Annotated in this window: 3 protein-coding genes; all 3 read left to right on the top strand. The window is 30.2% G+C overall.

Features of this window, described 5'->3' with window-relative positions; all coding sequences use genetic code 11:
• Positions 1–1406 (top strand): cardiolipin synthase (gene cls, locus ABCP60_RS15780; RefSeq protein ID WP_343102171.1); only part of this gene is annotated, 1406 nt, incomplete at its 5' end.
• A gap of 138 nt (positions 1407–1544) precedes the next feature.
• On the top strand, positions 1545–1829 hold the full coding sequence (locus ABCP60_RS15775; protein ID WP_092922004.1) for a co-chaperone GroES: 285 nt from the start codon (positions 1545–1547) through the stop codon (positions 1827–1829).
• Positions 1830–1847: 18 nt separating this feature from the next.
• Positions 1848–3200: chaperonin GroEL (groL, locus tag ABCP60_RS15770; protein WP_343102170.1), on the top strand; the 1353-nt coding region annotated here is incomplete at its 3' end.

The following is a 3200-nucleotide window of genomic DNA, read 5'->3' as shown; positions in this document are numbered from 1 at the left end:
AGAATAGAGATCCTGCTAGAACTGTTACATGGTTACTCATTTTTATATTACTTCCAGGAATAGGTTTAGTTATATATGCTATATTAGGAAGAAATATGAGGAAGAGGAAATTATTTAAAACACAAAAACTAGCGAGTAGTATAAGAGAAGAAAAGGTATTTGAAAATCTAGAGCGGATAAAAGAAATTGCAAATACAGAACAAAGTACAATTAATACAAATCAATTATTAAATGAAAATATAGAAGACTATAGCAAAAAAAGGGTAATAAGTTTACTACTTAATACAGGAAAACTTCCATTTACGACGAATAATAAAGTAAGTGTATATATTGATGGAAATCAAAAATTTAAAAATCTTCTAGAAGACATAAAAAATGCAAAAAATCATATACATTTAGAGTACTTCATTATAAAAGATAGTGAAATAGGAAGAGAATTAAAAGATTTATTAATCAAAAAATCCAATGAGGGTGTAAAGATAAGAATATTATATGACGATGTAGGATGTTGGAGGTTTTGGTTTTACAGAAAGTTTTTTAATGAAATGAAGGAAAATGGAATAGAAATAGTAGCATTCTTACCAGCTAAATTTCCATTGACAGGTGGAAAGCTAAATTATAGAAATCATAGAAAGATAGCTATAATAGATGGAAAAATTGGATACACTGGCGGCCTAAATATAGGTGATGAATATATGGGTAAAAATAAAAAGTTTGGATACTGGAGAGATACCCATATAAAAATAGAAGGAACCTCAGTGTATATGTTACAAATGATATTCTTAACAGATTGGTACTATACAACAAAAGAGATAATAACAGAAGATAAATATTTCCCAAGTCCTCAAAGATGTGGTAATAGTATGGTTCAAATAATAGCTAGTGGACCTGATAGTGATTGGGAATCTATACGATATGCTTATTTTTGCGCTATTTGCCAAGCTAAAAAAAGTATTTATATAGAAACTCCTTATTTTATACCAGATGAAAGTATACTTATAGCACTTAAAAGTGCAGCGCTAAGTGGAGTGGATGTAAGAATTGTATTTCCGAAGATAGCTGATCATAAAATAGTCAATAATGCTTCTTATTCATACTTTGATGATATATTAAACTCGGGGGGAAAAGTTTATTTATATACAAAAGGATTTATACATTCAAAAATAATGATAATAGATGATAAAATAGCATCTACAGGATCTGCGAATATGGATTTAAGAAGTTTTATGCTTAACTTCGAAATAAATGCATTTATATATGATAAAGAAATTGTAGAAAGAATGAGTAAAGATTTTTTTGAGGATTTAAAGAATAGCGAAGAGTTAACATTAGATGAATTTTCTAAGCGTAAATTAGGTAAAAAGGTTAGAGAATCAATAGCTAGATTGTTTTCACCTATATTATAAAATTTAACAAAAACTATTGAAAAATATGGGAAGTTAATATATTATAATAATTGTTAGCACTCTAATCTAAAGAGTGATAACAATTATTTTGTTTATAACAAATTTTACATATTTACAATTCATTTAGGAGGGAAAAATATGAAAATAAGACCATTAGCTGACAGAGTAGTTATTAAGATGTTAGAAGCAGAAGAAAAAACTGCAAGTGGTATAGTTTTACCAGGAGCTGCTAAAGAAAAGCCACAAATGGCTGAAGTTTTAGAAGTAGGACCAGGTGGAATAGTTGACGGAAAAGAAATAGTTATGGAATTAAAAGTTGGAGATAAAGTTTTATTCCAAAAATATGCAGGAACAGAAGTTAAAATAGATGGGCAAGAGTACACAATATTAAGACAAAGTGAAATATTAGCAGTAGTTGAATAATAATAGGAGGGGATAGAAATGGCTAAAGAAATAAAATTTGCACAAGATTCAAGAAAAGCTTTAGAAAATGGTGTTAACAAATTAGCAGATACAGTTAAGGTTACATTAGGACCTAAAGGAAGAAATGTTATATTAGATAAGAAATTTGGTGCACCTCTTATAACTAATGATGGTGTTACAATAGCTAAGGAAATAGAGTTAGAAGATAGATTTGAAAATATGGGAGCTCAATTAGTTAAAGAAGTTGCCACTAAGACTAATGATGTAGCTGGAGATGGTACTACAACTGCAACAGTACTTGCTCAAGCTATAATAAGAGAAGGATTAAAGAACGTAACTGCTGGAGCTAACCCAGTATTACTAAGAAAAGGTATACAAAAAGCTGTTGAAGTAGCAGTTGAAGAATTAAAGAAACAATCAAGAACTATAGAAACTAAAGAATCTATATCTCAAGTTGCTTCTATATCTGCTGGAGACGAAGAAGTTGGTAAGTTAATAGCAGAAGCTATGGAAATAGTAGGAAAAGATGGAGTTATAACAGTTGAAGAATCTAAAACTATGCATACAGAATTAGATGCTGTTGAAGGGATGCAATTTGATAGAGGATTTGTATCTGCTTACATGGTAACAGATGTAGATAAGATGGAAGCTGTATTAAATGATCCATATATATTAATAACAGATAGAAAAATATCTAATATACAAGACATATTACCAGTTCTTGAGCAAATCGTTCAACAAGGTAAGAAGTTATTAATAATAGCTGAAGATGTAGATGGAGAAGCATTATCTACATTAGTAGTTAATAAATTAAGAGGAACATTTGAGGTTGTTGCTGTTAAAGCTCCAGGATTTGGAGATAGAAGAAAAGCAATGCTTGAAGATATAGCTATACTTACAGGAGGAACTGTTATATCTGACGAATTAGGATATGACTTAAAAGAAGCTGACTTAACTATGTTAGGTAGAGCTGGTTCTGTAAAAGTTACTAAAGAAAGTACTACAATCGTAGATGGATTTGGTGATAAGGTAGCTATAGAAAATAGAGTTAATCAAATAAAACATCAAGTAGAAGAAACTACTTCTGAATTTGATACAGAAAAGTTAATGGAGAGATTAGCTAAACTTGCTGGTGGAGTAGCTGTGATAAAGGTTGGAGCTGCTACAGAAGTTGAAATGAAAGAAAGAAAATTAAGAATAGAAGATGCACTTAACGCTACAAGAGCGGCTGTAGAAGAAGGTATAGTTGCTGGTGGTGGTACTGCATTAGTAAGTGTTATACCAGTTGTAGATAAGTTAATAGAGACACTAGAAGGTGAAGTACAATTAGGTGCTAAGATAATAAGAAAATCATTAGAAGAGCCATTAAGA

This window comes from Romboutsia sp. MSSM.1001216sp_RTP31141st1_G3_RTP31141_220114, from assembly GCF_039031195.1.
GTDB lineage: Bacteria > Bacillota > Clostridia > Peptostreptococcales > Peptostreptococcaceae > Romboutsia_C > Romboutsia_C hominis.
This window is presented reverse-complemented; position numbering and strand designations above follow the sequence as displayed.

Bases quoted from the DNA above. Each gene is read 5' to 3' on its own strand.
- ABCP60_RS15775 (WP_092922004.1), top strand. From the start codon at position 1,545: ATGAAAATAAGACCATTAGCTGACAGAGTAGTTATTAAGATGTTAGAA.